General features: G+C 42.9%; 18 protein-coding genes and 4 tRNA genes. 19 read left to right on the forward strand and 3 right to left on the reverse strand.

The features are described 5' to 3' along the window. Position 1: 1 nt before the first annotated feature. The 7 genes from HXT44_RS00925 (at position 2) to HXT44_RS00955 (ending at position 9,829) form a co-directional block, all read left to right on the forward strand. Positions 2 to 1,396 (forward strand): NCS2 family permease, encoded by a 1,395-nt coding sequence (locus HXT44_RS00925; protein ID WP_012913808.1) that lies wholly within the window; start codon positions 2 to 4, stop codon positions 1,394 to 1,396. 390 nt (positions 1,397 to 1,786) lie between these two features. Beyond that, positions 1,787 to 2,308: a 50S ribosomal protein L10 gene (gene rplJ, locus HXT44_RS00930; protein ID WP_004109752.1), complete on the forward strand. Its 522-nt coding sequence runs from the start codon at positions 1,787 to 1,789 to the stop codon at positions 2,306 to 2,308. Between the two features lie 97 nt (positions 2,309 to 2,405). Then, the gene (gene rplL, locus HXT44_RS00935; protein WP_004105575.1) at positions 2,406 to 2,786 is read left to right on the forward strand and encodes a 50S ribosomal protein L7/L12; all 381 of its coding nucleotides are present in this window, start codon (positions 2,406 to 2,408) and stop codon (positions 2,784 to 2,786) included. A 588-nt stretch (positions 2,787 to 3,374) separates the two neighbouring features. Further along, positions 3,375 to 3,950 (forward strand): peptidase, encoded by a 576-nt coding sequence (locus HXT44_RS00940; RefSeq protein WP_421782960.1) that lies wholly within the window; start codon positions 3,375 to 3,377, stop codon positions 3,948 to 3,950. Positions 3,951 to 4,503: 553 nt separating this feature from the next. Next, positions 4,504 to 5,853, forward strand: a complete 1,350-nt coding sequence (locus HXT44_RS00945; protein ID WP_248893108.1) for an FHA domain-containing protein — start codon at positions 4,504 to 4,506, stop codon at positions 5,851 to 5,853. Between the two features lie 17 nt (positions 5,854 to 5,870). Beyond that, entirely contained in the window at positions 5,871 to 9,629 is a 3,759-nt protein-coding gene (locus tag HXT44_RS00950; protein ID WP_116440338.1) for a helicase, read from the forward strand. After that, positions 9,626 to 9,829 carry a hypothetical protein gene (locus HXT44_RS00955; protein ID WP_004109746.1) on the forward strand — a complete coding sequence of 68 codons (204 nt, stop codon included), beginning with the start codon at positions 9,626 to 9,628 and terminating at the stop codon, positions 9,827 to 9,829. Before HXT44_RS00950 ends, HXT44_RS00955 begins: the two co-directional genes overlap by 4 nt. A 131-nt stretch (positions 9,830 to 9,960) precedes the next feature. Here HXT44_RS00955 and HXT44_RS00960 read toward each other — a convergent pair whose 3' ends face one another. Continuing rightward, positions 9,961 to 10,740: a hypothetical protein gene (locus HXT44_RS00960; protein WP_102703339.1), complete on the reverse strand. Its 780-nt coding sequence runs from the start codon at positions 10,738 to 10,740 to the stop codon at positions 9,961 to 9,963. Between the two features lie 112 nt (positions 10,741 to 10,852). Beyond that, positions 10,853 to 11,029 (reverse strand): FmdB family zinc ribbon protein, encoded by a 177-nt coding sequence (locus HXT44_RS00965; protein WP_004574103.1) that lies wholly within the window; start codon positions 11,027 to 11,029, stop codon positions 10,853 to 10,855. A 309-nt stretch (positions 11,030 to 11,338) separates the two neighbouring features. On the opposite strand from HXT44_RS00965, the gene HXT44_RS00970 reads away from it, so the two are divergent. The 10 genes from HXT44_RS00970 (at position 11,339) to fdxA (ending at position 18,518) form a co-directional block, all read left to right on the forward strand. Continuing rightward, on the forward strand, positions 11,339 to 12,421 hold the full coding sequence (locus HXT44_RS00970; RefSeq protein WP_102703340.1) for a hypothetical protein: 1,083 nt from the start codon (positions 11,339 to 11,341) through the stop codon (positions 12,419 to 12,421). Between the two features lie 172 nt (positions 12,422 to 12,593). After that, entirely contained in the window at positions 12,594 to 12,887 is a 294-nt protein-coding gene (gene groES / locus HXT44_RS00975) for a co-chaperone GroES (RefSeq protein ID WP_004114319.1), read from the forward strand. Positions 12,888 to 13,080: 193 nt separating this feature from the next. Next, on the forward strand, positions 13,081 to 14,178 hold the full coding sequence (gene hisC, locus HXT44_RS00980; RefSeq protein ID WP_076002616.1) for a histidinol-phosphate transaminase: 1,098 nt from the start codon (positions 13,081 to 13,083) through the stop codon (positions 14,176 to 14,178). Positions 14,179 to 14,288: 110 nt separating this feature from the next. Further along, a tRNA-Tyr gene (locus HXT44_RS00985) sits at positions 14,289 to 14,370 on the forward strand. 1 nt (position 14,371) lies between these two features. Beyond that, a tRNA-Thr gene (locus HXT44_RS00990) sits at positions 14,372 to 14,443 on the forward strand. A 4-nt stretch (positions 14,444 to 14,447) separates the two neighbouring features. Continuing rightward, positions 14,448 to 14,521 (forward strand) — tRNA-Met (locus tag HXT44_RS00995). A 53-nt stretch (positions 14,522 to 14,574) separates the two neighbouring features. Beyond that, positions 14,575 to 14,745: a 50S ribosomal protein L33 gene (gene rpmG / locus HXT44_RS01000; protein WP_004105548.1), complete on the forward strand. Its 171-nt coding sequence runs from the start codon at positions 14,575 to 14,577 to the stop codon at positions 14,743 to 14,745. Positions 14,746 to 14,869: 124 nt separating this feature from the next. Continuing rightward, positions 14,870 to 16,141: an FAD-binding protein gene (locus HXT44_RS01005; protein ID WP_004109738.1), complete on the forward strand. Its 1,272-nt coding sequence runs from the start codon at positions 14,870 to 14,872 to the stop codon at positions 16,139 to 16,141. Positions 16,142 to 16,431: 290 nt separating this feature from the next. Then, positions 16,432 to 18,063: an APC family permease gene (locus HXT44_RS01010; protein ID WP_119504594.1), complete on the forward strand. Its 1,632-nt coding sequence runs from the start codon at positions 16,432 to 16,434 to the stop codon at positions 18,061 to 18,063. A gap of 122 nt (positions 18,064 to 18,185) precedes the next feature. Beyond that, positions 18,186 to 18,518, forward strand: coding sequence for a ferredoxin (fdxA, locus tag HXT44_RS01015; RefSeq protein ID WP_004109733.1), 333 nt, complete (start codon positions 18,186 to 18,188; stop codon positions 18,516 to 18,518). A 34-nt stretch (positions 18,519 to 18,552) separates the two neighbouring features. Here the strand turns inward: fdxA and dinB are convergent, their stop codons facing one another. Next, positions 18,553 to 19,863: a DNA polymerase IV gene (gene dinB, locus HXT44_RS01020; protein ID WP_064621618.1), complete on the reverse strand. Its 1,311-nt coding sequence runs from the start codon at positions 19,861 to 19,863 to the stop codon at positions 18,553 to 18,555. 109 nt (positions 19,864 to 19,972) lie between these two features. On the opposite strand from dinB, the gene HXT44_RS01025 reads away from it, so the two are divergent. Beyond that, positions 19,973 to 20,905: an EamA family transporter gene (locus HXT44_RS01025; RefSeq protein ID WP_119504593.1), complete on the forward strand. Its 933-nt coding sequence runs from the start codon at positions 19,973 to 19,975 to the stop codon at positions 20,903 to 20,905. A 112-nt stretch (positions 20,906 to 21,017) separates the two neighbouring features. Next, positions 21,018 to 21,104: transfer RNA gene (locus HXT44_RS01030), tRNA-Ser, on the forward strand. The last annotated feature ends 53 nt before the right edge of the window (positions 21,105 to 21,157 follow it).

A 21,157-nucleotide genomic window follows, 5' to 3' on the forward strand; every position in this document is an offset into this window, starting at 1 on the left:
TATGGAAAAGTTCTTCCATCTCAAAGAAAACGGCACGAATGTATCAACGGAGATCACTGCAGGTCTCACTACATTCTTCGCAATGTCGTATATTATCGTCGTAAATCCAATGATTTTAAGCCAAACTGGCATGCCTAAAGGTGGCGTTTTCCTCGCTACAATCATCGCAGCAATCATTGGTACCCTTGTTATGGGCTTGTTTGCTAACGTACCTTACGCACAGGCTGCTGGCATGGGTCTTAACGCATTCTTTACTTACACAGTTTGCTTCGGCCTGCATTTTACTTGGCAAGAGGCCATGTGCATGGTGTTCTTGTGCGGTTTAATTAACATTATTATTACCGTTACTAAAATTCGTAAAATGATTATTCGTGCCATCCCGACTTCGCTTCAACAAGCAATCGGCGGTGGCATTGGTTTATTTGTGGCCTATGTGGGCATGATGAGTGTTGGCTTGATTACTTTTACTTCCAAGGATCCTGCCGCCGCTGCAAAGAGTAAACCAACTGCTGCTATTCCAGGTCTTGCTGTTATGAATAACCCTGTGCTTTGGTTATTCCTTATTGGACTTCTTTTTGCTATTGTTCTTACAGTTCTTAAAGTTCGCGCAAGCTTGCTTATTACAATTATTGCAACTTCTTTAATTGGTATTCCTTTGGGATTGACTTCTTTGAACAATGCAGTGTCTGTTACTGATGCTTTTGCTCAGCTTCCAACTACTTTCGGTGCTATTTTTAGCGATAAGGGTTTTGCATCTTTGTTTGCTGATCCTGCTCGTTTGCCGCTTGTGTTGGTAACTATTTTCGCATTCTCAATGTCGGATACTTTTGACACTCTCGGCACCTTTATTGGTACTGGCCGTCGTACAGGTATCTTCTCTGAGGCTGACGAAAAGGCTCTTGAAAACGGCTCCGGATTTAGCTCCAAGATGGATCGCGCATTGTTTGCTGATTCTATTGCTACTTCTGTTGGCGCAATTTGCGGTACTTCTAACACCACTACTTATGTAGAATCTGCTGCTGGTATTGGTGCCGGTGGTCGCACTGGTTTGACTTCCGTAGTTGTATCTATTTGCTTCGCGCTTTCTATTGTTCTTGCGCCTTTTGCTTCTGCAGTTCCTGCTGCAGCAACTGCAGGCGTGCTTGTTGTTGTTGGTTGCATGATGGCAAGCTCCTTGAAGGAAATTGCTTGGGACGATATTTCCGAAGCAATTCCTGCATTCTTTGCTGCCGTATTTATGGCGTTCTCTTACTCCATTTCTTACGGCATCGCTGCAGGCTTCATCATGTACTGCTTAGTTATGACTTGCAAGAAGCGTGCTAAGGAAGTTCATCCAATGCTTTGGATTGTTTCCTTGCTGTTCTTGCTTGATTTCGTTGCTAATGCAGTGCTGTAAAATGTGCATTTAATGTAAGGCGCATTTTGCAAGTAGTGAACTTGTGAAACATAAAATATAAAAGTAAAAATTAAAAAATTCGAGGGTATGTAAATTACATGCCCTCTTTTTTATTTCTATAGTATTTCTCTTGACATTGTCCTAACGGCGTATTAGACTTACCCAACGTAAACCACAGACCGTTGGCGGAATTAAAAATTCCTGAAATTGATGTGTCAGGCCAGCACAGGTTGAGCGATGATTTATAGCGAATTTCGTTATGAGTCGAAAATTTAAGCACATTTTAGTGTTTCTTATGTTGCTCTGCCAGTGCGCAGGGCTTTTTTTATTGCCCTGTTTATTACGCTTGATGCATTTCTTTCACCTACGGCCAATTTAGGAAGGAACGCCATGAAGAGGCCCGAAAAGGAAGCGGTAGTTGCCGAGCTTACGAAACTTTTCCGTAATGCAGACGCTATCTACCTCACCGAGTACCGCGGGCTTACCGTTCCGCAGATTTCTACTCTGCGCGAAAAGCTAGGCCGCGATACTTCCTACTCTGTGGCTAAGAACACGCTTGCTCGTATTGCTGCTAAGGAAGCGGGCATTGAAGGTCTCGACGAGCTTCTCGCCGGTCCAACTGCAGTCACCTTCGTTAAGGGTGATTTCATTGAGGCTGCTAAGACCTTGCGTGATTTTGCCAAAGAGAATAAAGCCCTCGTCATTAAGGGCGGTTTCGCAGATGGAACCGTTTACGATGCCGAAGGTGCAAAGCAGCTCGCCGACTTGAAGTCGCGCCCACAGTTGCTTTCCGAAATGGCCGGCGCGCTCAAGGGCACCATGTCCAAGGCCGCTTACCTGTTCAACGCATTGCCAACCAAGGCAGTTCGTACAATCGACGCTTTGCGCGAGAAGCAGGAAAAGGCCGCTTGATTCCCTTGCAGCTTGCTGCATGAGACCAACCAAATATAAAAATGTTATGGTCGTAAGGCATAAGGTATGCCCGGCCAAGTAAGAAAGGAAGCCAATTATGGCTAAGCTCACTAACGAAGAGCTTCTTGAAGCTTTCGGTGAAATGACCCTTGTTGAGCTCTCTGAGTTCGTCAAGGCATTCGAAGATAAGTTTGATGTCGAAGCTGCTGCTCCTGTAGCCGCTGTTGCCGCTGCTCCAGCTGCTGCTGGTGCTGCTGAGGAAGAGAAGGACGAGTTTGACGTCGTTCTCACCGCTGCTGGCGATAAGAAGATTGCAGTCATCAAGGCTGTGCGTGCTTTGACCAGCCTCGGCTTGGCTGAAGCTAAGGCTCTTGTGGATGGCGCTCCAAAGGCTGTTCTCGAGAAGGCTAAGAAGGAAGACGCTGAGAAGGCTAAGGCTGCCCTCGAAGAGGCTGGCGCTTCCGTTGAACTTAAGTAGTTCTAACTTTTTGTTGCTTTGCGCGTAACGCAGTTTTATGCGTGTGTGCATAGTAAAAATTAGGCGGTAGGATTATTCCTGCCGCCTTTTTTGTTGCGTCCCAACCTTTTCTTTACTCGCGCGTAAAGTTTTTGCCGCTATTTCGCACGCAAACGACCTTTTATTTACACCGCTGTAAAGTTTTTGCCGCGTGCGACACGCGAGAAGCAGGTTGTTGGCGTGTCGCACAAGAGTGGCTATATTGCAACGGTTTTGCGGCTGGTTGGGGGAGTATTCAAGAGTTTCCTGAGAGTTTTCTGGGAAAAATCTTTAAAAACCTTGAAATTGACATTTTTACGAAAAATAATGCGTAATACTGTATTTTTTACTTTTAAAAATAGTTTGACTGAAATATTTTCATAAAAATATGAATGTTTTTTATTAATGAGTTGTGTGTCTGCTCTTGACTTTTTCGAACGGGGGGGGGGTATGTTAATAGCAAACGTCGGTCAATCCTAGTTTGACAGGCGTGTGTGGCTCCGGTTGGGGTTACACAGCAAATTTTTCTTCGTGTACCTAGCATGAAGGAGAAGAAGAAAGGAAAATATTATGTTGAATAAGAAGGCTATCGCCGCATTCGCTGCTGGCGCAACTTTGCTTTCCGGTCTCGCTTTCGCGGCTCCAGCTTTCGCTGAGGGTACCGGTGATCAGACTACTCCAAAGACTGATCAGGGTAAGAAGGCTGATCAGGGTAAGAAGGCTGATCAGGGTAAGAAGGCTGATCAGGGTAAGAAGGATGATCAGAGTAAGAAGGATGATAATTGGCTCTATGAGACTGAGGACTCTCAAGCTCTTGCTGATCGTTTGAATGCTGAGAAGGCTGCTAAGATTGCGGCTGACGAGAAAGATAAGTCTGAGCATACTCCATTTGGCAATATGGACACGGATTACAAGAAGTGTGTGAAGCTTTACGGTGAAGATTCTCTCGAGTGCAAGGCTGTCGCTGACTACCTCAAGCGTCATGGTCAGAAGGTTGATGACAAGGCTAACGACAAGAAGTCTGACAAGAAGTCTGATAAGAAGGCTGCTCCATTGGCTAAGACCGGTGCTGCTGTAGCTTTGGCTGCTGTTGCTGCTTCTGTGCTTGCTGGTATGGGTGCTGCTCTTCGCAAGATCCGTCACTAAGCTGAAATCTGATTCAGTGATGAATCATTTGGGCTTTAGCTTATTGGTTGATCGTTGAGTCGGTTTTTCTGTGAATTACTTAGTCTAGTGTGCTGAAAGGTGCGCTAGACTAAGTGCTTTTGTAAAAAATTTTGTGCTCTGCACGCTGTGTAGATCTTTTAGTTTTATACAGCAATTAATTGGTTTGCGTTTGCTTGTTGATATGGTTTGCCAAATTTCCTTTTTTACTATTGATTCAGGCTTCGTTAACCGATTAATGCTGAGCACTTTGCGTTGTTGCTTTCCGCTAGGGACGGTTGGTAATATCGCAAGTTTCGAGGCTCGGAAGTTTCTTCCGAGCCTTTTGTTATTTCCATTTGCATAAAGATTTTAAAAATTATTGCAAATAAAATTCTTTGCAAAAGTTCTAGTAAAATTCCTTATAAATTTTCTTGTAAAATCTTCAAATATGAATATGTGATATTTTTATGCTTAAAATCAACAAATACTAGCGCAATATACACAAAGCATGACACAATAGTAAGTAGTGTGTTTTTTGAAGGGAGCAGATCACGTGAGTGAGCGACAAACCGTGCAGCGCTGGATGATTACAGTTGGTGGTGTCGAGCAGGCACGTGTGGGTGCAGGTCAGTCTGTAGAGATTGGTCGAAAGCCTATACGCCCGTTGCGTGAAGATGGTTTCGCGCGCGTCGACATAGTGGATAATAAACGTTCTATGTCAAAGAGGCATGCGCTGCTAATTGTAGACATGCGAGGCGTGGCAACAATACGAGATTTGCATTCAACTAACGGTACATATTTAGTCAGCGCAAATGGTGATTTGCTGCGTCTAGAGCCTGATGTTGATTTTCAGCTTCCAGATAACTTAATGCGCATGCAATTCGGTGATGTTCCTGTTGATTTTGTGCGTGTAGAAGAAGAATCTGCTGAAGTTGAAAAAGATAACGCAGTGCGTAATCTGTTCTCTTATGCTACAGATGAATCGCATGATGAGCCTGCAGCTTCAGATTTATCAGTAGATCAAATTCTTGATTTGCGCGCTGGTGAGCCAACAGGTGTTTTCCATGCTCAATCAGTTTCGCATCCTGGATTGTCTTGGAAACAAGGCATGCAGAATCATACTCAGCTCAATGATGATTCGCAAACAGATGTTGCTCCAATCAATCATGATGTAACTTTGCCTGTTATGCGAGAACAGCAGGAGGCTCCTGTAGAGCCGCGTAATTTATTTGCAGATGCGCAAGCGATTCAGCAAGAAAGTTCAACTAAAGAAGAACCTTCGCAACAAGATTCTGTGATTTCTTCGGTTTCTGCAGTTGATCAAGCTGATTCAGTTGCTCAGGTTTCTCCGGTTGCTCAAGCTTCTCCGGTTACGCCAGTTAATCCGGAAACAAATGTATTGCAAAACGAAAGTTCTCAAGAATTTCTAATATCTCCATTAAATTCAACTGAAACTTTTGCTGAAAATATTGCCAATACTTCAGCTTTTAATGGTGCAAATACAGGTTCTAATAATCTCGATATTAACAGTTTTGGCTCTACGAATCTCGGTACTACAAATCTCGACTCTAATAATCTCGATATTAACAATTCTGATGCGGAGTACACACCTGCATTTGAGCCAGGCTCCGTATTTGAAAAAGTATCAAAAGGCGAATTTGACTCTCAAGAAAATGTAGTGGAAGCCGGCGGATTTACGTCAAAAGAAGCTGAAGAAAGTAGTGATTTTTCAAAGCAATTTGAGATGGCGCAATATTCGCAGTTGCTTCCGTTTTTGGCTGCAAACACTGGGTTATATGATGACTTATACGCGTGGCTCGCAGCTCAAGGTAATTCTGAAGTAGATGCTGCACTAGCTAGAAACAGCGGTTATAGTGCATATCGCAAAGCTATTGAACAGTAAGCAAGTAGGGTGGGAATATGAGTGATACAAACAACGTGGAGCAGGATTCGTCAGAGCAAGTTTTTACTGATACAGTAGTTGAAAATACTACGTCAGAAGATGATTCTTTAGAAAAATCTGGCTCTAACAATACCAACAGCGCTCGTACTAACGCTTTACAACATATAGTTGGGTGGAAGCAGCAATATCAGGCTCAGCTATCTCCTTCTCCACTAGAAGATATAACGCAACTTGCTGCACAATTAGAGTTGACGCATGCTCATCCTTCCGGAATTGCGCAACTTTTTGCAAGCGGAAAAGTAACATTAAAATCTTTATTCCGAGACGCTGGAATGTTGCGGGCTGCTGGGCGAAGGCTAGATCGAGTTTTTGAAGATAGAGACGCAAAAGCACACGAAAGTGGCGTTTCCGAACTTTCTTTAATAGTTGGTGTTGCATCGTGGAATGGCAACCATGTGCCTGTTCTTACGTATCCTGTGAAAGTTGTTCGTGACACTAATCAAGATGAGACCTCCGCCACTATTTATTTCTCTGGAAGTGTTGGGCTGAACAATTCGCTTGTGTCGCGTTTAAGTGAGCGTGGTGTTCAACTTAGGGAAGATGTTTTATTCGACGGATCTCAATATGAAAGTGGAACGCCAGAAACTTCTGTAGTGTTTGATGCTATTTGTAAGCAAGCTCGCTCAGCTTTTACAGATTTTGATATTGAGCGCGATATTATACTTGGCTGCTTTACAGATGCTGGTTCGCGTTTTGTAGCAGAAAGTGAACAAATTATTAACGCTTTGCAATCTGGCAATGTTGGAAATGCGATGATTGACGCTATGGCTGGCGATGATCGAGCTATTCATAAGCTTCAGTCTGCAAATAAGCTAGAATATAGTCCTTTCGACGCAGATCCTCATAGCGAATGCGAAGTTGGTGAAGTAGATAACGTTGTGCGTTATGCAGCGGAGCTTGTTGCTTCTGGAAATTCTCTGTTCGTGGATATTGATTCGGGCTCAGATTCAGCTGCGATTGCTGCTGCGATTGCTTCTCGTTCTGTGATTGCAGGACATTCTGTGTTGTATGTGCCTAATGTTGTTGAGCAGCAGAGGCGTTTCCGTTACACGTTGAATACGCATGAAATTTCCTCATTAGCATTAGACGTTGCGGATGGTCATATTGCTAAGCATGTCGATGCGCAGTTGATTGCAGCAGTTGGTGCTAGACATAGTATTGCGACTTCACGATTTGAGCAGGTTGCAGATGAGTTGGTTGGAGTGCGTTCTCGCCTTACTCGTTATTTAGGCGATCTTCATGGTATCAACGAAACTTGGGGAGTATCTGCATATCAAACAATCCAGAATCTTGCAGCAATTGCAATGTTTCCAACCCATCCGTCTACGCATGTGCGTTTAGATGTTTCTGCAGCGCACGCCATGACCGGTCATATTGAAGAGTGGTCGAAAAAATTCCACCAAGCCGATGAGCTTGGAGAGTTTAGGATAAATCCTGAAGATACTCCTTGGTTTGGCGCGTCGATATTTGACGAAAATGAAGCTATATCTGTATATCAGCGTGTTGTAGACGTGCTTCTTAAGCTTCTTCCAGCAACTCGAGAACAAGTTAAAAGCACTGTGCAAAGCTGTGGTTTCCCTGTGCCAACAACAGCTCGTGAGTGGAGTCGTCAAGTTACAGTTCTCAAAAATTTGCGACGTGTACTTGACGTATTCCAGCCTGAAATTTTTGAGCGCGATTTAGATGCAATGATTGAAGCGAGTAAGCCGAAAGTTCAGCGTAAAGCCGAAGGCACAATTATGGGCTTCTGGGAACGTAGACATCATGTTCGAGAAGCGCGCAGCTTGCTAAGAGTTGGAGCTAAAGTCGATGATTTGCATGAGGCATTAAAGATTGTTGCGCAGCAAGCAGCTCAGTGGCGTACTTTCGTGCCTCACGGCGGATGGCCTGTTTTGCCGCCAAAATTGGATGATATTGTAAATACTCAAGAATTATTAGCAAGGCATTTAGTTGCTCTTGATGCAGTGTTAGCAACAACTCTTAAGGGCGCAGATCTTGAAAATATTGAATTTGCGCAGCTTGAAGCTCGTTTGCAAGATTTGCATGACGACAGAGCATCTCTAGATACTCTCCCTGGTCGTTGCAATTTGGAGCGTGAGTTCAGCAAAGCGGGCTTATCTGATTTAGTTAGCGATTTGCGTCGTCGCAACGTTACAGGTAATGCAATTGACGGTGAGTTGCAATTGGCTTGGTGGACTACTGTTTTTGAAGATATCGTTAATTCTTCTGCAATTATTTCTCACCAAGATGGCTCCGCAATGCAAGATGTCTCTGATCGATTCGTGCAAGTTGATACAGAACATGTGCGTTCAATCGGTCCAATGGTTCAGCAAGAAGCTATGAGGCATTTGTGCGATTTATTGTTCTCGCACACGCAAGAAGCTAATCAGTTACATACTATGCTTGCAGGAAACCGTTCTGGAATTACTTTTAATAAATTATTGCGCAATTATGCGGAACTTGTGTTGGCTGCGAAACCAATACTTGTAGCTATGCCATCTACTCTTACTATGATGACTCCGTTGAGACCTATTGCAGATACTGTAATAATTGATTCAGCATCTCATATATCAAATATTGAGTTGCTATCTATTTTGTCTCGTGCTCGTCAAGTAGTAGTTTTAGCGCATAAGCAAACAGTAAGTTCTGAAAGTTTGCGTTCGCTTATTTCATTACTACCATCTGTAACAGTAGTTTCTAGAGCAACAAGGCGCTCGCTTCGTTTAGCGCGATTCTTGGAAGAACATGGTTACGGAAAGTTGCGTCATGACGTTCCTGTTGAACGTTTGCAAGGTAAAGTTCGTTTGCATCAAATTGAAGCAACTGGAGTTCCAGTAATGTCTTCTGGGCTTATTGAAAGCAGCCAGCGTGAAATTGATGAAGTAGTTGAGCTTATTCGTCAGCGTGCGAATACGTTTACGGTTGTTCCTTCAAGCTATGTGCTTGTCGTAGTTACGTTGACAAACGTGTTCCGCAGTCGTTTAGGAGCAGAATTGAAGTCTTTGTCTATTAAAGACGAAAACATGGCTAGATTCTTGCGACATGTGAGACTTTTGGGCGTTAATGAAGCTTCTGGAGCAATAGCAACAGATGTAATTATGTCGCTTTGCTATGCAAAAACATCTCATGGCAGACTTCTTCAGCAGTTTGGATTGCTTGAAGAAGAAGGTGGAAGCAGTATGCTTCTTGATGCTTTGGCTCTAGCTCGTCGTCATCTAGATATTGTTAGTGCGTTTACATCTAAAGATATGGAAGATGAGCGTTTGCACCAAGATGGTCCAAAGCTTTTGAAGAACCTTTTGCAATGGGCTGAGAAGTTAAGTGATAAGCCGCTTCGTCCAGAAGATGCCAACGATGTTGAAGCGCAAATTGCTGCAGAAGCTGCACAAAGAAATGTGCTATTTACTGATTTAGCTGAGCGTATTCGCTCGCGTGGATTAAAAGTTGCAGTCAACTATGGCTTCGATAATGGCGTTAGAATTCCTCTAGTAGTTGGACTTGCGGACAAGTCATTTGCTGTTGCTGTGCTTACGGATGATGCGCAATTTATGAGCGTGCAATCAACTCGTGAACGTCATCGCATGATTATTCAGGATTTGGAATCCTTGGGCTGGTCAGTTATGACAGTGTGGAGCGTTGGAGCTTTTGTCAATCCTGAAAAAGAGGTTGACCGTGTTGTTTCTCGTCTCGGGGAATTGTATGGTGACAACGAATGAGTAAATACGATCCCAATAGAAGATCTCCCCGCAGGTCAGTTAGGGTTGTTCGTGAAGGCTCGGAGCTTTTTGATGCAGATGGCGTTAAACTCGAGCCTTCTGACGAGCTTACTTTGCAACAGCGTAATCAAGACGACGATAATCGTATTTTAAGCGAATTGCCGCCTCACTGGGCGGTGTTTTCCGAGCGTATTAGTTGAGCTTGAAATACGCGAGAAGTAGCAGAATGATTTATTCTTGTTGCTGCTTGTTGCTGACTGGTCATTATCGCTAATTGCTAATAATTACCGCTGATTTCTACTAATCGTGTACGTATTCCATGACGGCAATCTCATTGTGACAATTTCATGGCAACAATTGCCAAAGAGGGGTTTGCAGACTGAGCTTGTAATAATCGCAACGCATCTGCAGCAGGCATAGCAAGAGTGGTAGTATTTTGCTGATTTTGTGAAACTTGGGTGCTTTGAGTTATTTGCATTACCGTAACATTATGAACTACGCTAACATAGCGTTCGTCAATTTCTGCAATATTGTTTTCTTCAATATCGTGGTTTTTGTTTTTATCGTTATTTTCTATAGTGCTGCTTTTAGATTTTTCGTTGTTGTGACTTTCTGCATTTTTAGAGTTAGAAATTTCTTCATCTTGTACCGGCTTGCTAAAAGCTAGATCAATTTTTTCGCCAGGAAGCAGTGTGTGATCTGCACTAGCTAAATGAATGGTAATAGAAGTGAATCCTTCTGGAATGCGCGGAATTTTACTCAATAGTGTTTGCAAAATTGGCATGCCTTTACGTATTTCGCATGTTGCAATAATAGAAGCATTCGCGCTTATATTATTAGATAGCGCTTGATTAAATACTTTATGTTTAGGCACTCGAACGTATGCAATATCGTTTACGCTAACGCGTGAACCTTGCTGAATATTGTGTTTAGCTACTGCTATAACTTGAGTTTCTTGTGAGTCAATAATAGTTGACACAACGAGTAAAGCCATCATTCCAGCACATAGCACAATAATGATTTTCCGCACGAAAGCGCGTTGCCTTCGCTGCAATAACGCACTATTTTTTGCGTTATTTTGAGATTTAAATAAAGAAAAATTTATGCTCATACCTGCATTTTGAAATATAAAAAATGCAAGAGCAAGAAAAATTGCGCGCTGTGGATAAAACCTATTAGCGCGCAATATTTAAACAATAATTAATATTTATAATTTTACAAAATCATTTATCGGTTCGATAAAAGCCTTTGCCTTTAAAGTTGATTGGAGGAGCAGAGTACACTTTGTGCACTGCATCTTTTCCGCACTGAGGGCAAATGGTAATAGGGTCATCTGAAAATGATTGATGTTCTGAAAAATCGTATCCGCATTGCTTGCAACGATAATGATAAGTAGGCAAAAGTCCCTCCGAAGTTACACGAGCACATAAGTAGCAGCTTACTGTTCCTTCACATATCCTAGTACATACTATGACAGTTATTATAGGTGTTAAATTTGCTTAGTGAATGATTGCGGCACAGCATATTGTGTGATGTCGCGCGCAATAATCCCACATTTTGGCGACACGCCGAAATGTTTATGTTGCTACACATCCTATGACTTCTTTATATTAATACTTATGGGTTATGAATCGGTGAGTGCGGTACTCGTATTAGTCATCCTCGTAGCCTTATGGTTCGGGTGGTTGCCTAAACGCACGGTTAACGGCATGAAGTCTATGCTTGAACATCGCGAGGATAGGTTTTCACCAACACTTCATCTTGTAGGTGAGTGGAGTACTGCGCGCATTTGCGACGGTACTAGTATGTTGGCAAAAGGGGCTTGTATGCAACCGACACAACAAAAACGAACATTAACTCCTGAATATATTGCGCGCATTCGCGCTGCTAGGCGTGCTGCAATACGCCGTCGTTGTGTGTTGGTAGTTGCGCTTGCTGCCTTGACTTTTGTCGTATTCTTAGCAGGATGCTCTGGTATATTTTCTCCAGTTTTTGCTCTTATTCCTGGAGCTATATTGGCAGTAGTGCTTTATTTTGGAGCTCGTGCTTCTAAGCATGCTCGTGCTTGGGAGGCGCGTATTGCAACAATGCGCGCTGCTTCGAAATGCAAAGCTGAGGATGAGCTGTGCGAACGCCACAATAGTGCTGTTATACGCCAGTTGAAAGATTATTCTTCTGCATCTGATTCTGATTTTAATGGAGAAATCAACAGTAGTGATGCGATTTCTCAAAACGACAGTGCTGAATATTCTGTATCTCAGACTGTAGTGCCTGTTCGAAATGATGCGTCTCGTGACAATACTGAAACTTCGGTTATGGAGCAGAGCGAAATTCGTGTTGCGTTACATCGTGCGGAGCAAGAGCGCAATGCAGCGTTGCGTGAGCGTTTGTATAAAGAAGAATCTGAATCTAAAGAGTCTAATATCGTTGAGACGGAAAAGAAAGACGCATACGATTCTTCTAACGCTTTTGTGGCTTCGGAGCAAAACTATCAGTCTAATCAAGATTTAATTTCGTTCTCGCTTGATTCACAAACTAAGTCTGATTCAGGTAATGCTAATTTAGCATCTCGTACTCCAGAAAGTTTGGAAATTAAGTCAACTAAGCAAGTAGTTAAAGCTGTACCAGTTGCTAATGTTGATAATGCCGATGACGCTGCTAATTTTGCTGCTACAAACTCTTCTCAGTTCCACGAAAAAGAAAAAGTAAGCGAAGTGGATGCTCCAGAGAGTTCTGAAGACTCACTCGGCGTGGCAAATTTGCATGATGTTCTTGCTCGTCGAAATGCATGATTTAAGAGTTTTATAAAAATTTTCTTAAAAGATTAGCACTCGAGTTGTTAGAGTGCTAAATTCGCGGTATTATGAGGCATAGAACGTAAGTGCGGTTGCGGACGTGATCGTCAGCCTCGTCGGATTGTTTCTTGCGTACGAAATAGTATCTCTTATGAAAGGGGTGGCAACAGTGTCGATTAAGCTCACACCGTTGGAGGATAAGATTATTGTTAAGCAAGCTCAAGCGGAAACTCAGACTGCTTCTGGCTTGTATATTCCAGATAATGCCAAGGAGAAGCCACAGCAGGGTGAAGTTCTTGCCGTAGGTCCTGGTCGTCGCGACGATAAGGGCGAGCGCATTCCTATGGATGTTAAGGTTGGAGACAAGGTTCTTTATTCCAAGTACGGCGGAACTGAAGTGCATTATGAAGGTGAGGACTACTTAATCGTGTCTTCTCGCGATGTGCTTGCAATTCTTGGCTAGTATTTAGCCGGTTGAAACAATAAAACTTACGCTGGAAATGACGGAAACGTTGTTCCCAGCGTTTTTTATTGCGGTACGTAAGAATGTCTGTGGAATATTTAGATAGGCGGCAGAAACTTTACGCGGTTGTAAGGTTTTGGTCGGATTTTTGCTATTGCACAGTTAAGGCATGTGTGGAGTATGATGGAGAAGTATGACATACAAACACCGCAATATTGTAGATACAATTCCTAGCTACAAGCAGGGTAAGCCAGCTCCTAAATTAGACGGCATTCGTGCGTATAAGATTTCTAGTAACGAAAATCCTTATGAGCCTTTGCAAAGCGTAAAAGAAGCGATCTCAAATCGCGCTCTTAATGTAATAAACCGTTATCCTAATATGCGTGGCACAGAAGTTGTTGAAGAACTTGCTAAGCGTTTTGGTGTGACTGCAGACGAAGTCGTGCTTGGTTGCGGCTCTACGGAAGTTATTACGCAGCTTGTTGACTTGGTTGCAGGTCCGGGAGATGAGGTCATATACCCTTGGAGAAGCTTTGAAGCTTATCCGATTATTGTGACTGGAGCTGGTGCTACAAGCGTTCAGATTCCTAACCGTGCTGATGGTTCCCATGATGTTGACGCTATGATTGCAGCTATTAGCGATCGCACGCGTTTGGTTATTTTGAATAATCCTAATAATCCAACTTCTGCTTCACTTAGCGAGGAGGAAGCTCGCAAGGTATTAGATGCTGTGCCAAGCGACGTTCTTGTACTTATTGACGAAGCTTATGTGCAGTTTAACACAGCAAAAGGCACTGCAAATGGTATAAAACTGTACCATGAGTATCCAAATGTAGTTGTTGCTCAAACGTTCTCCAAGGCTTATGGATTGGCAGGTTTGCGCATTGGTTATGGTATTGCTCCGGCTGAAGTCGTAGACGGTATGCGTAAAGTTGCTGTGCCATTTGGAGTGTCTCAAATAGCGCAGGTCGCAGCTTTGGCTTCTTTGGAAGATGACGCAAGCAAGGAGATGAGTACTCGTGTTGCATCTCTTGTTGCTGAGCGTGAGCGCATTCTTGAAGCTTTGCGCGAGCAAGGTTGGAATATTGAAGATGCGTATGCAAACTTCTTCTGGATGCCATTTGGGGCAGATACCGAGCGGGCAACAGAACATTTTATTGCTGCAGGATTGTCTGTTCGCGCTTTTGCTGGTGAAGGTATTCGCATTAGTATCGGCGAGCGCGAGGCTAATGACAGGGTTTTGACAGTTTGCGAAAATTTAAAAAAAGAAGGTTTTTCGCTAAATAACTAGCTTTTTGCATAAAAGTTTTGCTTTCGGCGTGTCTTAATCTTGCATTAGTCGCGATTTCGTGGCAAAATAACAAAGTTGCCGTTTGAAGTTCACTTCTTACGGAGACTGCTGGCGGGTTTCCCAAGTGGTCAAAGGGAGCTGACTGTAAATCAGCCGCTTCGTGCTTCAGTGGTTCGAATCCACTACCCGCCACGCCTCGATAGCTCAGTGGTAGAGCACTTCCTTGGTAAGGAAGAGGTCGTGAGTCCGATTCTCACTCGAGGCTCTCTGGCGGGGTAGCTCAGCTGGCTAGAGCGTACGACTCATAATCGTAAGGTCAAGAGTTCGAGTCTCTTCCTCGCTACAACGGCCAGTAGGAGACTGGCTGGCCAATAATGAATTGTAGAGGTGAACGAAATGGCAAGCAAGAGCGCCGACATCCGTCCGGGCATTACGATGGCATGCACGGAGTGCAAAGAGCGTAATTACATCACGACGAAGAATCGTCGCAATACGCCTGATCGTCTTGAGTTGAACAAGTTCTGCCCACGCTGTGGCAAGCATACGCTTCATCGCGAGACTCGCTGAATCTTCAGCTTACTGCGCTCACGATTTTGGCTTGTTTAAGCTTATTGCTAGTTGCGCAGATTTTATGCTTATTACCCCGCTTAATGCGGGGTTTTTGTTATTTATTGCTGTTAATATTTAAACCATGAGTATGCAAGCATCTTTAGTAAATAATCCATCCTTTGCAGATATAACAACTGTTGGCGTAGGTGGCAAAATTGCGCGTTTTATAGAGCCAAAAAGTCGCGTTGCTGTTATTGAAGCGGTAGAAGATGCTGATGAGCTTGGTCTGCCTTTATGCGTTATCGGTGGCGGCTCTAATATGCTTGTTAGCGATGAGAACTTCAATGGCGTTGTTGTGCGAGATGCTAGACGTGATATTCATGTGCTTGATGAAGCAGCACCTTCAGAAGATGGCATTGATTTGCAAAGTGGTGCTCATTTAGTGCATATCAATGCTGAAGCTGGTTGTAATTGGGATGATTTTGTTTCCCATACAATTTCTCTTGGCTTAGAGGGTGTAGAAGGTCTTTCTGGCATACCTGGCACTGTTGGGGCTTCTGTTGTGCAAAATATTGGCGCTTATGGTCAAGAAGTATCTCAAAGTGTTACTTCCGTAGAAGTCTGGGACCGCAAAACAAAATCAACTATGGAGTTGCAGAAGGATGCTTTAAATTTTGGGTATCGCACTTCATTGCTTAAAAAAAGCATGTACTCTTCAGTAGGAGTTCCTGCGGACTCGTATTTTCCTACTCCTCGTTACGTTGTGCTGTCTGTTACTTTTTGTTTGAAACATAATTCAACCGGCATTGTCTCTCATTCGCAATTAGCTAATGCTTTGCACGTAGAATTGGGTGAGCGCATGCAAACAGCAGCAATACGTCGTGAAGTTTTGCGCGTTCGTGCCTCTAAAGGCATGCTTGAGGATGCTTCTCGTTACGATAAGCTGTGGATGCGTGGTACAAAGTGTGCTGAAGGTGTTGAATTTGCTTTGCGATTGCAAAGTGAAGACTATGTTACTGGCGAATTTTTAGAGAGCGATAATATTTACAGTGATCGTCATAGTTGCGGTAGTTTCTTTATGAATCCAATACTTAGTACTAGTGAAGCCGATACTTTGCCAGAAGATGCTCCTAAATTTGATGCAATTATGCAAGATGGATCGCATGGTATAAAAACTTCTGCAGCTTGGCTTATTGACCATGCTGGATTCCATAAGGGTTTTAGGCTTATAGAAAATGGGAAACCTTCGCCTGCGGGGCTTTCTTCATTGCATACTTTGGCACTTACCAATCGTAATAATGCTTCTTGTGACGATATTGCAAATTTGGCAAAAACTATTATCCGTGGTGTGCAAAGTAAGTTTGGTGTAACGCTTATTCCTGAACCTGTTGTAATAAATATTTCTATAAACTGAAAATTTTACGAATATGATGCGTTTTATGCAGTAATATATAAGTTTATTATTTAAATTTTCACAAATAATAAAGGAACACACGGTAAAACTACCATGTAAGCAATGTTTTGTGTAATATTTACCTACATTATCTATATAAATTTTTTATTTAATTACATTTACAGGAATAAATAAAGAAAATTAAGTAGAAATTTTATATAGGTGAAGTCGCAACTGTTTCGCAAATTTGTCGATGCGCTTCTGATTGCGGCATACCTTTATACCTATACCTCAACGAAAGTGCGTTTATTATGCAAATATGGAGAAAAAAGTCTGTTGAACAGACTATCGCTGAGACTATGGATGGTGAACGCCATCTTAAACGTACATTAAATGCTTGGGATTTGGCAGTTATGGGTGTTGCTGTCGCTGTTGGTGCCGGTATTTTCTCTGTTGGTGCTCAGGCTGCAGCATTTCATGCTGGTCCTGCTGTAATTATTAGCTTTATTATTGCAGGCATTGTATGCGGTTCTGCTGCAATGTGTTACGCAGAATTTGCTTCTATGATTCCAGTTGCTGGATCTGCTTATACGTTTACATATACTACAGTTGGTGAGCTTATTGCTTGGATTATTGGCTGGGATATGATCCTAGAAATGCTGATGGCTGGCTCAGTAATTTCAAAGTATTGGGGCGTTTATCTTAATGATTTAATGAAGCTTTTCGGTTTGAATATGACCACAAGTTTTAACTTAGGTGGTTTCACTATTGATGTTGCTCCGATTATAATCGTTGCATTCTTTACAACTATGCTTGTCCTTGGAACTAAGCTTTCTGCACGCTTCGACGGCGCTTTAACAATCTTGAAGATTGGTATCGTTCTATTCGTGGTTGTTGTGGGCTTCTTCTACATCAAAGCTTCCAACTTTACGCCATTTGTGCCACCTGCAACCGACGCTGCAAGTGTAAAGGGAATAGAAGTCTCTGGGGTTATGGCACAGCCTTTGTGGCAGTGGGTAACAGGCATGCAGCCAGCTGTTTATGGCGTTCCAGGTATTCTTTCCGGCGCGGCTCTCGTGTTCTTCGCATTCATCGGTTTTGATGTTGTTGCAACAACAGCAGAAGAAACTAAGGATCCGCACAAGAACATTCCACGAGGTATTGGTCTTGGATTGTTTATTGTTACTGTTCTTTACATCCTCGTCGCAGTTGTAACAACTGGTATGGTTTCCTACAAGGATTTGGCAAAGCAAGCCGCTCCTTCGCTTTCTACAAGTTTCGAACTTGTGGGTGCTACTTGGGCTGCAAAGATTATTTCCCTCGGTATTGTTATTGGTTTAACAACCGTTGTGATGGTGCTTTTGCTCGGTCTTACGCGCATTATCTTCGCTGTGAGCCGCGATGGCTTGCTTCCACGTAGCTTCTCTAAGGTAAGCAAGCGTGGTATTCCTGCAAGACTTCAGATTGTTGCTGGTATTGTTGTGGCAGTCGTTGCTTCCACTCTCGATATTGGCATTCTTTCCGACATGGTGAACATTGGTACGCTTTCTGCATTCCTGCTTGTTTCTGCTGGTGTGCCGATTATGCGTATGCGCAGACCAGATTTGCACCGTTCATTTAGCGTTCCTGGCAATCCATGGCTTCCGCTGTTTGCAGCGCTTTCTACATTCTGGCTCATGCTTAACTTGTCTGTATTGACTTGGATTCGTTTTGCAGTGTGGCTGGCAATAGGCTTTGCGGTGTACTTCGGCTACTCTTACCGCAATTCTTTGCTTGGCAGGCAGTTGCGTAAAGCTAAGCAGCTCGGTGTTCCGGTTGAAACTTTGTTTGCTCAAGATGCTGCTGCTGCAGAGAAGGTAGCTGAAGGAGAAACAGAGGAGCAGGCTCGTGCAGAAGCTCAAGCTGAGGCGACTGCTGCAGCCTCGCAAGATAGTTATAATTAATAAATTATTTATTTAGCAAGAAGTCGGCATACGGTTATATCGCATGCCGACTTTTTGTGTCATAGACTTTTCAAAAATGTTCTATAATAGAAAAGTTGCATAAAAGCAGAAAGGAGGGCGTTATGCCATATGTAATCGCAGAGCCTTGCGTTGATGTAAAAGATAAAGCGTGTGTAGATGAATGCCCTGTAGACTGCATTTATGAAGGCGATCGAACGCTTTATATTAACCCAAACGAGTGTGTGGATTGTGGAGCTTGTGAACCGGCTTGCCCAGTAGAAGCTATTTTTTATGAAGATGATTTGCCAGAAGACTGGGAGTGGTATCGCGATGCTGCGGTTGATTATTTCGACAAGCTCGGAGATTTGGGAGGAGCTACAGATGCTGGAGCTTCCGGATGGGATGAAGCTCGCGTTGCAGCCTTGCCTCCGCGTTCAGATAAAGCAAGTAATTAATTATTTGCAAAGTATTATTTAATGTGGCGCGAGTTTACAATCCAATGTGGGCAGCGTTGTTGCCGTATTTTTTGCGAACGGCATCTAAAGCGTGTTCTGCGTGACGCAATCTAGTATTTTTATTCATTGTGGACATGATGTTTTGTGTAGGATTTTTAGATTCGCGAGTATTTTCCTCCAGAATATCGTTTAGAGAAGGCTGAAGTGAAACTTTGTTTGCTGGCACAAGATTATTCGCTGTAACACCAGCTAAACGAACTGGGCTTAAAAGCTTTGTGTTATTGCCTCCAAGAATGTAATTATGCACAGTTGGATTAGCTTTAGAAAGCAAAACAACGACATGTTCGTAAAACTCGTGTGTTGAATCAGTTGCGTTTTGCAAAGTAGAAGATCTAGTAACATAATGCAAGTCGCCAAAGCGTAGTTTTAACGTTATAGTGCGTGCCATAAGTTTTCTGTTTCGCAACTGTTGAGTTACTTCGCTGCAGCATTGCTGTAGTAATTGTTTAACAGCATTCTCGTTCGTGGTATCTGTATCAAGAGTTCGCTCAGTTCCAATGGATTTTTCAGGGGCATGTGCAGTCACAGTGCGCTCGTCTATGCCCCTAACTGATTGATATATCATTCTTGCTAAGATTTGCGAACCCGTTATGCGAGTAAGCGTTGCTTCGTCAACATTTTTAAGCGACGCAACAGTAGATAAGCCCCAATCCTCAAGCTTATGTATTAAAGATGAGCCAATTCCTGGTATTGCGCGCAATGGCATTATTGACACAAAATCTTCATTACATTTTTGCGGAATAAGAAGCATTCCATTAGGTTTTGCATTAGTTGAAGCCATCTTTGCAATAAGTTTATTGCTGGCAATGCCAACCGAGCATGTAATATGATACTTTTCAAATACTTCTTTTCGTACCCAAGTTCCAATATTTACAGGCGATTTCCACTGTAATAAAGCCGATTTAACATTCATATAGCATTCGTCAACAGAAACTTTTTCAACTTGATTAGTAATATGCAAAAAAATATTTTCAAAAATACTTTTGGAAACGCTTGAATAGTAAGGAATGTCAACTGGCAAGAAAACTCCTTGTGGACAAAGATTTCTAGCTTTAACAACGGGCATAGCGGAATTAACGCCGTAAGCGCGCGCTTCGTAGCTTGCTGCAGAAACAACAGCGCGATTGCCTGTGCCGATAATAAGCGGCTTTCCTTTAAGCTCCGGGTGTCTTGCAACTTCTAAAGAAGCATAAAATGCATCCATGTCGACGTGAAGTATGTTACAACCTGAGGTGTCGTGTCCCCAATCACGTTTCGCTGCTTGTACTCTCGGTGCTGTACTCATAAGTTTATAATAGAACAAACGTTCGATTTTATGGAAAAAATTTGTGGATTAAACTAATGTTTTTGTAAAAAAGCGTATGTCGGATCAATATTCATGTAGGGTTGTTGCTATGAAGCAATTTGTCGTCAATCTTTTACATCGCATGCCTGTGCTGCTTATTATCGTCATTGAGGCTTCAATGGTGTATACAGCAACTTCTGTTGCAAAAGTAGCTTTTAGCCAATTGGATCCTCTGTATGCAGTGTGGTATCGCGTAGGATTTATGACATTGTTGCTTTTGGCTTGGAGAAGACCATTTTCTCGCAGCAAACGTAGTCTTTTGCCAAAAACGCTACGAGAATGGGGGATTGTTGCAGCTGTTGGCGTGTCGTTAGTTGCTATGAACACTATGTTCTATGTTGCTATTAGTTGCATGGCTGTTGGTGTTGCAGTGACTATAGAATTCATAGGTCCTTTGCTTGTGGCTGTTATTGCAGGTCATGAATGGCGAGAGCGTGTGGGAATTGTGATTGCTGTTTGTGGCATTATGCTGTTGGCTAGCGCTTCTATACATAGTTCAGTAAGCCCGCATTTTCTAATTGGGTTATTCGCCATTCTTGTTGGCGGTTCAATGTGGGGCCTATATATTGTTTCAGGTCGCATGTTGGCAAAAAGTTCACACGCTATTGATCGTGTAAGTGTTGCAGCTCTTATTGGTTGGCTGCTGCAGTCTGTTGTTCTTGCTGTTCCTGCAGTGCAGCATGTTATTTCGCCTAAACCAGAAGCTACTTGGGCTGCTCGCCCTGGTGGTTCTTTTGCTTTACTTGCGTTAATGTTGGTTATTGCAATATGTGCTTCTTTCTTCCCAACTTTGCTTGATCAGGTTTTATTGAAACGTGTTACTTCTGCAAAATACTCTGTTATACAAGCGTTGTATCCTGCAATCGCAGTTATTATTGGAATGGGATTTGGTGAAATTCCAACATTGACTGATATTGCAGGAATAATTCTTGTTATGTTTGCTGTAGTTGTAACGTTTTCTGGAGATCACAATCCTGTGTAGCACTGGATATTGTTATATTAAATGTTATCTTAAAGTGTGTCGTCAAGCTTGTTTACAGTCCTTAAGAGGTGCTATAGTGTCAATCTGTTGCTGTTATGTACAGTAAACAAGTGGAGTCATGCCTGAGTGGCCGATAGGGGCACCCTGCTAAGGTGTTAGTCGCGTAAGCGGCTCGAGAGTTCGAATCTCTCTGACTCCGCGAATCACTCCGGATTGCTTTTTGCAGTCCGGAGTTTTTGTTTTTTAAAAATC

It is taken from the genome of Gardnerella sp. DNF01198P (assembly GCF_049244165.1).
Lineage (GTDB): Bacteria > Actinomycetota > Actinomycetes > Actinomycetales > Bifidobacteriaceae > Bifidobacterium > Bifidobacterium swidsinskii.

Excerpts from the sequence above, each read along its gene's own strand:
- HXT44_RS00925 (WP_012913808.1), top strand. The coding sequence starts at position 2 with ATGGAAAAGTTCTTCCATCTCAAAGAAAACGGCACGAATGTATCAACG.
- rplJ (WP_004109752.1), top strand. The coding sequence starts at position 1,787 with ATGAAGAGGCCCGAAAAGGAAGCGGTAGTTGCCGAGCTTACGAAACTT.
- rplL (WP_004105575.1), top strand. The coding sequence starts at position 2,406 with ATGGCTAAGCTCACTAACGAAGAGCTTCTTGAAGCTTTCGGTGAAATG.
- HXT44_RS00940 (WP_421782960.1), top strand. The coding sequence starts at position 3,375 with ATGTTGAATAAGAAGGCTATCGCCGCATTCGCTGCTGGCGCAACTTTG.
- HXT44_RS00950 (WP_116440338.1), top strand. The coding sequence starts at position 5,871 with ATGAGTGATACAAACAACGTGGAGCAGGATTCGTCAGAGCAAGTTTTT.
- HXT44_RS00955 (WP_004109746.1), top strand. The coding sequence starts at position 9,626 with ATGAGTAAATACGATCCCAATAGAAGATCTCCCCGCAGGTCAGTTAGG.
- HXT44_RS00960 (WP_102703339.1), bottom strand. The coding sequence starts at position 10,740 with ATGAGCATAAATTTTTCTTTATTTAAATCTCAAAATAACGCAAAAAAT.
- HXT44_RS00970 (WP_102703340.1), top strand. The coding sequence starts at position 11,339 with ATGAAGTCTATGCTTGAACATCGCGAGGATAGGTTTTCACCAACACTT.
- hisC (WP_076002616.1), top strand. The coding sequence starts at position 13,081 with ATGACATACAAACACCGCAATATTGTAGATACAATTCCTAGCTACAAG.
- rpmG (WP_004105548.1), top strand. The coding sequence starts at position 14,575 with ATGGCAAGCAAGAGCGCCGACATCCGTCCGGGCATTACGATGGCATGC.
- HXT44_RS01005 (WP_004109738.1), top strand. The coding sequence starts at position 14,870 with ATGAGTATGCAAGCATCTTTAGTAAATAATCCATCCTTTGCAGATATA.
- HXT44_RS01010 (WP_119504594.1), top strand. The coding sequence starts at position 16,432 with ATGCAAATATGGAGAAAAAAGTCTGTTGAACAGACTATCGCTGAGACT.
- fdxA (WP_004109733.1), top strand. The coding sequence starts at position 18,186 with ATGCCATATGTAATCGCAGAGCCTTGCGTTGATGTAAAAGATAAAGCG.
- dinB (WP_064621618.1), bottom strand. The coding sequence starts at position 19,863 with ATGAGTACAGCACCGAGAGTACAAGCAGCGAAACGTGATTGGGGACAC.
- HXT44_RS01025 (WP_119504593.1), top strand. The coding sequence starts at position 19,973 with ATGAAGCAATTTGTCGTCAATCTTTTACATCGCATGCCTGTGCTGCTT.